The 6,336-nt window shown below is 69.9% G+C and carries 4 protein-coding genes and 1 pseudogene; 2 read left to right on the top strand and 3 right to left on the bottom strand.

Annotated features, from left to right (window positions below):
- Both G6O54_RS37295 and G6O54_RS06890 read right to left on the bottom strand, forming a co-directional pair.
- Positions 1 to 354 (bottom strand): annotated as a pseudogene (locus G6O54_RS37295) (translation initiation factor IF-2); the annotation flags it as partial.
- 182 nt (positions 355 to 536) lie between these two features.
- Positions 537 to 1,646: a YybH family protein gene (locus G6O54_RS06890; protein ID WP_165222096.1), complete on the bottom strand. Its 1,110-nt coding sequence runs from the start codon at positions 1,644 to 1,646 to the stop codon at positions 537 to 539.
- A gap of 295 nt (positions 1,647 to 1,941) precedes the next feature.
- On the opposite strand from G6O54_RS06890, the gene G6O54_RS06885 reads away from it, so the two are divergent.
- A complete protein-coding gene (locus tag G6O54_RS06885) occupies positions 1,942 to 3,147 on the top strand; it encodes an aldose 1-epimerase family protein (RefSeq protein WP_165222075.1) in 1,206 nt (401 codons plus the stop codon).
- A gap of 141 nt (positions 3,148 to 3,288) precedes the next feature.
- On the opposite strand, the gene G6O54_RS06880 is transcribed toward G6O54_RS06885, so the two are convergent.
- A complete protein-coding gene (locus tag G6O54_RS06880; protein ID WP_165222072.1) occupies positions 3,289 to 4,140 on the bottom strand; it encodes a transglutaminase family protein in 852 nt (283 codons plus the stop codon).
- Positions 4,141 to 4,313: 173 nt separating this feature from the next.
- On the opposite strand from G6O54_RS06880, the gene G6O54_RS06875 reads away from it, so the two are divergent.
- Positions 4,314 to 6,287 (top strand): glycoside hydrolase, encoded by a 1,974-nt coding sequence (locus tag G6O54_RS06875; RefSeq protein ID WP_165222069.1) that lies wholly within the window; start codon positions 4,314 to 4,316, stop codon positions 6,285 to 6,287.
- The last annotated feature ends 49 nt before the right edge of the window (positions 6,288 to 6,336 follow it).

The raw sequence follows: 6,336 nt of genomic DNA, 5'->3' as shown, positions 1-6,336 counted from the left end.
GACCCCGCCACCGATCCCTCCTCCGCCGGGCCGGTTACCACCGCCGATCCCTCCGCCGGGCAGGGGCGTAGGACGAGCCCCGCCGCCGATCCCGCCGCCGGGCCGATTACCGCCGCCGATCCCGCCGCCGGGCAGGGGCGCGGGCCGGTTCATCCCACCCATATTGGGCCGGTTCATCCCGCCGGTATTCGGACGGGTCATGCCGCCCATGTTGGGCCGGTTCATCCCGCCGGTGTTCGGACGGGCGGCCATCGCCGGCCGGTTCGTGGGCATGCTCGGACGGGTCATGCCGCCCATGTTGGGCCGGGCTCCTCCGCCCGCGGGCCGAGCACCCCCGCCCGCCGGGCGAGCCATGCCGCCGCCTCCACGTCCGCGTTGTGCTTGCGCCGGCTCCGTGGCACCGAGGAGGGTGAGCAATCCCAGGAGTGGGATCCATCGTCGCTGGCTGAACATGGAAGGTCCTCGCGCGCCGGGCGGATGTGGCGGATTGGGAGAGTCGTCGCGGGATCGGTCGAATCGGGCAGGTCGAAATGCGGTTACCTGGGAGCCGCGGGGGCCGTCGGAGCCACAGGAGCCGCGGGGGCCGCTGCCGGAGCCGGGGCGGCCGCGCCGGCGGGCTCGCCCGGCTCGGGTGCCTTGCGGACCATGACGACATCGGTGATGTCCGGCGCGATCTGGCCTCCGATGATCCGGTCGATGGAGTCGGTCTTCACCGAGTCCTTGTTGAGGATCGTATGGATCTGCGTGGACGAGCTCGGCCGCCCGTCGCGGAGCACGCCGGTCGCCTTGACGACCCACTCCTTGTCGGAGGTCTTGGTCCAGAGGCCCTCGCCGTGGCCCCCCTCGGAGTCGAAGTTCCAGGACTTGATCTGGCCGCTCTGCGGATCCCACCCGATGAACATGGTGCCGGAGGAGGCATTCTCGCCGGCGATCTGGACCCGATACGTCCGCACCAGGAAGCTGGCGTTGTCGGCCCAGTCGACGTCGGCCTCCACCTTGACGTCGCCCCCGTCGTCCACCCAGTGGCCGACCATCCACTCGAGTTCGCGGAGCCGATCATAGCTCGGGATGTCCTCCGCCGGCGCGGCGAATTCGCGGATCTCCGCCGCCTGCCAGGCGCCGGCCTTGCGAACCAGGAGCGCGGCGAAGCGATTGAACTCCGCGGCATCCCCGTTCGGGGACGAGACCCGCGATTCCCCTTCCACCCGGGCGACATCCGGCGTGATGAAGCGGATCTCGCCGGCCTGCGCCTCCAGCTTCAATCCGGCGTTGTCGCGGAAGGCCGTGGCGTACATCTCCCCGATGGCCGCCTTGCCACGCGTCTGGACGCCTTCCGGGTCGATCAGGACCAGGTCGTCGGCGAAGAACGCCGCCAGGGCCTTGGTATCGCCGCTGTTGTACGCCTTCACGAACGAGCCGAGGGCGTCGGCCACGGCCTTCTGCTCAGGGGTGAAGGCCGGCGCCGCGGCGGCCGCGGGGGCGGCGGCCGGGGCCGATGCGGCGGCGGCCGCGGGGGCGACGGCCGGGGCCTGCTGCGGCGGCGGGGCGGCCACCTGGACCTGGGCCTTGCCGGTTCGAGAAGGAGCCGCCAGGACGCCGACGACGGCCAGGATGATGGCCGCGAGACACACGGGGATCGCTTTCATCAGGCCGCCTCACTCCCGGGAGAGGAACCGATCGATGCGGAAGACGCGGACGCGTCGACGCGAGAGCGCCATTTCGAAGATTCTCTTGACAGGAAGATACGCACGTCAAGGTTCGTGTTCCACCCGCCGCCCTGAATTCCCTTCAACCCCTCGGGGGCGAGGCAGGGCATTGTTTCGGGCCGGCCCGACGCGCATCCTTGAGGACATCGGGCCGCGTCGGTGCGACGGACCGCGGCCCCGGGCGGGCGAACACCCGCCCCTCCTCCTGACCCCTGACCTCGAAGGCCACCTTCCCATGGCGACGTTCGTCCTCACGGACCTGTCCCGCGACATCTGGGTCGAGAGCTTCTCGATCGATGGCCGATCCCTGGGGTTCCCCGGCGACCGCCGGATCTCGATCCGCAAGCGACGGCTCCGCGGCGGCCGCCGCGAGGGCGTGGATCTCATCGAGGTGGACAACGGTCGGCTCTCGTTCGCGGTCATCCCGACCCGCGGCATGGGGATCTGGAAGGGCTCCTGCGACGGCGACCGCCTGGGCTGGGACTCGCCCGTGACCGACGGCCCCGTGAACCCGGCCTTCGTCAACCTCGCCGCGGCCGGCGGCCTCGGCTGGCTGGACGGCTTCGACGAGCTCCTCGTCCGCTGCGGCCTGGCCTGGAACGGCGCCCCGTTCGAGGTGAAGGACAGGAAGCCGGACGGCTCGGAGAGCAACACGATCCACAACCTCCACGGCAAGGTCGCGAACATCCCGGCGTCTTACGTCGCCGTCCACGTCGCGGAGGAGCCCCCTTACGAAATCGTCGTCGAGGGCCACGTCACCGAGGCCCACCTCTTCGGCCCGCAGGTCCGGATGGTCGCGCGGACCTCGACGCCCCCCGGCTCCAACCGGCTGACCGTCCGCGACGAGTTCGTCAACCTGAAGGACCAGCCGGTCGACCTGCAGGTCCTCTACCACTGGAACTTCGGATTCCCGTTCCTCCAGGAGGATTCCCGCTTCGCCGCGCCGATCCGGACCATGACCCCCCGCGACCCCCGCGCCGTCGAGGGCCTGGAGGGCTACGAGGTCTACGGCCCGCCCCGGCCCGGCTACGCGGAGCAGGTCTACTTCCACGAGCTGATGACCCATCCCTCCGGCCCCGAGGCCGGGCGGACGATGGCCATGCTCCGCAACCGCGGCGGGGACAAGGCGGTCGTCCTCCGCTATCGGACCGACGAGCTGCCGTGCTTCACCCTCTGGAAGAACACCGCGGGGGCCCGCGACGGATACGTCACCGGCCTGGAGCCGGCCACCAACTACCCAAATCCCCTCCCCTTCGAGAAGGCACGCGGCCGCGTCGTCGCGCTCCCGGTGGGCGGCCGCCACGTCGCCGAGACCACCCTGGAAGTCCTGACGAACGCCCCGGCCGTCGCCGACGCCCAGGCCGAGATCGATCGCATCCAGTCCCAGGCCCGCCCCGTGGTCCAGTCCTCGCCCCGCGAGCCGTTCGCGGCGGAATCCTGACGTGAGCCGATCGCCGCGCCCGCGGCGTCAACCCTCCGCCTCAGGCCGGGACGGAGGGGAACCACTCCCGGACCGCCACCCGACCCGATGAGATCCGGTCGGTGTGGAGCGGGATCTTCAGAGCCCGCCGGTCCGGAATCGTCATTGGGCCACCACCTGCACCGAGACCTCCATCCGCTCGAAGGCGTCGCCGGGGCCATCCCAGTAGCCGGACAGGGGCGAGGCCTTCTCGTGGGCCCGGGCGACGGCGACGGAGATGTGCTCGGTGCCCGCGGGCTTGTTGTTGGTCGGGTCGAAGCCCCGCCAGCCGGCGCCCGGGAGGTAGATCTCGGTCCAGGCGTGGGTCGAGCCGTGCTGGCCCTCGGCCATCTGGATGTAGCCCGTGACGAACCGCGCGGCGAGGCCCCAGTGGCGGGCCGCCTCCATCATGAAGACCGCGAAGTCCCGGCACGAGCCGCTCCCCAGCTCGAGCGTCCGGCAGGGGATCTGGACCCCCATCTCGTGCCGCTCCGCGTACCGGAAGGACTCGAAGATCCGCGTGTTCAGCCGATCGAGCAGCTCCGCCGTGTCGGCCTTCTGCCCCGGCTGATAAAGGTCGCGGAGCCAGCGCTGGACGGCCGGGCCGTCGTGCGGATAGCTCGGCAGTCGATAGGGCATGATCTCGACCTGGTCGGTGGCGTCGTACTGGAACGGGTACTCCTGGGCCATCGGGTCGATCGTGCAGTCGATGGGCACGTCCTCGTACAGGTCCACGTCGATCTCGCTGTGGACGTGCAGCTTCGGCCCCGGCTCCAGGAACGTGATGATGGCGATCGAGTTGCCGTAGATGTCGCGATACCACCGGACCGAGGCCTCCGGCTCGACCAGCAGCGTCGAGCAGTCGATGTGCAGGTCGTGCCCCTCCCGCGGCCGCAGCAGGGCCCGGTGCGGACCGAAGGTCACGGGAACTTTGTAGTGATAGGCGGTGTCGTGGATGATCCGGATTCGCTTCATGGACGGACTCCCCGGCGGCGGGGTGCCCGCCGCGTCTTGGTCGAAACTCCAGTAGTATGCCAGGATTCCGTGCCTCGTTCCTGGTGCCCGACCGATTCCGCGACCAGAATGGAGTCGAGCTGCCGAAAGTCCGGACGTCGAGGCTTCGAAGTATGAGAGATCGACCATGCCCGATGCGACTCCTCACCTGCCTCTGCGTCGTGATATCCGCCACCGCCGTGACGAGAGCCGCTGAGTCCGTGGAGAACGCGACGCTCCGCGTCGAGATGGCGGCCGACGGCCGGATCACCATCGCCGACAAGCAGACCGGCGCGGCCTGGCGGCAGGTGGTCGTGCCGTCCGACCCGCCGGCCGCGGCGAGGCAGGTTACCGTCGACCCGAAAGCGCGGGTGATCGCCGCCAAGCTACGCCTGCCCGGGATGCGGTCCGACGGTTCGCGGCGGCTCGCCGAGCATTCCGTCAGGGTGTCGCTGGCGGACGACGACCGGGACGTCATCGTCCGCCTCCGGCCCGAGGAGCCGGGGACGTGGTTCGAGGTCGAGTATCCGCTCGTGTTCGTCCCGGAGCGCCCCGAAAGTGACCTGGTCTTCCCCCACGCCGAGGGCGCCCTGATCCCGCTGCGCCGGGACCATCCCGACTTCGTCCCCCTGCCGAAGGACTGGATCTATTCGGGCCTGTCGACCTACTGTGCCTGCCTCGGGATCGTGGATCGCGACCGGGGCAACGGCCTGCTGACGACCTTCGAGACGCCCGACCTGGCCGGCTACGAGATGGCGGACGTCCAGGTTGCCGGCGCGACGCTCTCGGTGCCGCGGATCTTCTGGAGATCGAACCGGCTGAAGCTCGATCGCGAGCTGCGGCTGATCTTCACGGTGACGCCGTCTGGAGGTTACGTGGCCCTGGCGAAGGAGTACCGGCGGCACTTCCGGCGGTGGGGATATGCCAGGACCCTGAAGGAGAAGGCCGCCGCCAACCCGACCGTGGATAAGCTCGCCGGGGCGCCCGTATTCTGGGTCGTCGGGCCGGCGGAGGACGTGAAGGCCGTCGCCGCGATGATGCACGAGGACGGCATCGAGCGGGCCGTCGTCGAGATCGACGACCCGTACTGGTCGCGGCCGGACGAGGCGCTCCGGCCCAAGCTCGACGCCATGGCCCGCGTCATCCCGCAGATCCGCGACCTCGGCTACGTGATCACGCGCTACGACCAGTTCCGGGACTCGTTCGCGCCGGACCCGAAGGCCTCGCTCTTCGCCCAGTTCAACACCGAGGCCTATCCCGACTCGATCGTCCGGGACCTCGACGGCAAGCTGCGTCATGGCTGGCCGCCTGGCTACGTGATCAACCCCCGGGCCGGCCTCGCGATCGCGCGGAAGCGGCTCGACGAGGAGGCCCCGCGGTTCGCCTTGAACGGACGATTCATCGACTGCGTGGGGACCTGCCCGTTCTGGGAGGGCGAGGACTGGAGCACGTCGCACCCGATGGACACGCAGGGATCTCGCGAGGCCCGCCAGGAGTTGCTCCGGCTCGCAAACGAGAAGGGGCTGGTCGTCGGGACCGAGGGGGGTATCGACTGCCTGCTGCCAAACCTGCACTGGCTGGAGACGCCGATGTCGCTGGTCCGCTGGACGGCCTCGAGCTATCCCCTGCCGGGCTGGCTGCCGGCCCCGCTCAAGCCCGAGTATCGCATCAACCTCTCGGTCGCGCATCGGATACCGTTCTACTCGCTCGTCCATCACGACGAGGTGATGATCACCTGGCGGTGGGAGGACGGCTTCTGCCGGGCGCCCGAGCACTGGCAGGAGAAGAACCTCTGGAGCGTCCTGTACGGCAACACGCCGATGTTCTTCCTCGATCGGGCCACGTACTCCCGGTGGCGAAAGGAGATCGCCCAGACGAATCGCTACGTCTGCGACTGGTCGCGGCGAGTCGCCTACGCGACGATGGAATCGCATCGCGTCCTGACGCCGGACCGGACGGTCCAGGAGACGGTCTTCTCCAATGGCCTGGGGGTCGTGGTGAACTTCGGCAAGGCACGGTTCGCGATTGCGGACGGCCCTGCCGTCCCCCCCGGCAGCTATCGGACCTTCGCCGCGGGGCCGCCGAGGGCCTATTCGCCGCCCCCGGTGGGCGAGACGGATTACCGATGATCGATCGATGAGCCCCGAATCCGTCCGCCCCCGGGTGGCACGAGGGGCC

The organism is Aquisphaera insulae (assembly GCF_011064615.1).
Lineage (GTDB): Bacteria > Planctomycetota > Planctomycetia > Isosphaerales > Isosphaeraceae > Aquisphaera > Aquisphaera insulae.
Note: the sequence above shows the minus strand (reverse complement) of the source record. Positions and strands in the feature narration are given on the sequence as shown.

Coding starts and splice junctions, on each gene's coding strand:
- G6O54_RS06890 (WP_165222096.1), bottom strand. CDS start 1,646: ATGAAAGCGATCCCCGTGTGTCTCGCGGCCATCATCCTGGCCGTCGTC.
- G6O54_RS06880 (WP_165222072.1), bottom strand. CDS start 4,140: ATGAAGCGAATCCGGATCATCCACGACACCGCCTATCACTACAAAGTT.
- G6O54_RS06875 (WP_165222069.1), top strand. CDS start 4,314: ATGCGACTCCTCACCTGCCTCTGCGTCGTGATATCCGCCACCGCCGTG.
- G6O54_RS06885 (WP_165222075.1), top strand. CDS start 1,942: ATGGCGACGTTCGTCCTCACGGACCTGTCCCGCGACATCTGGGTCGAG.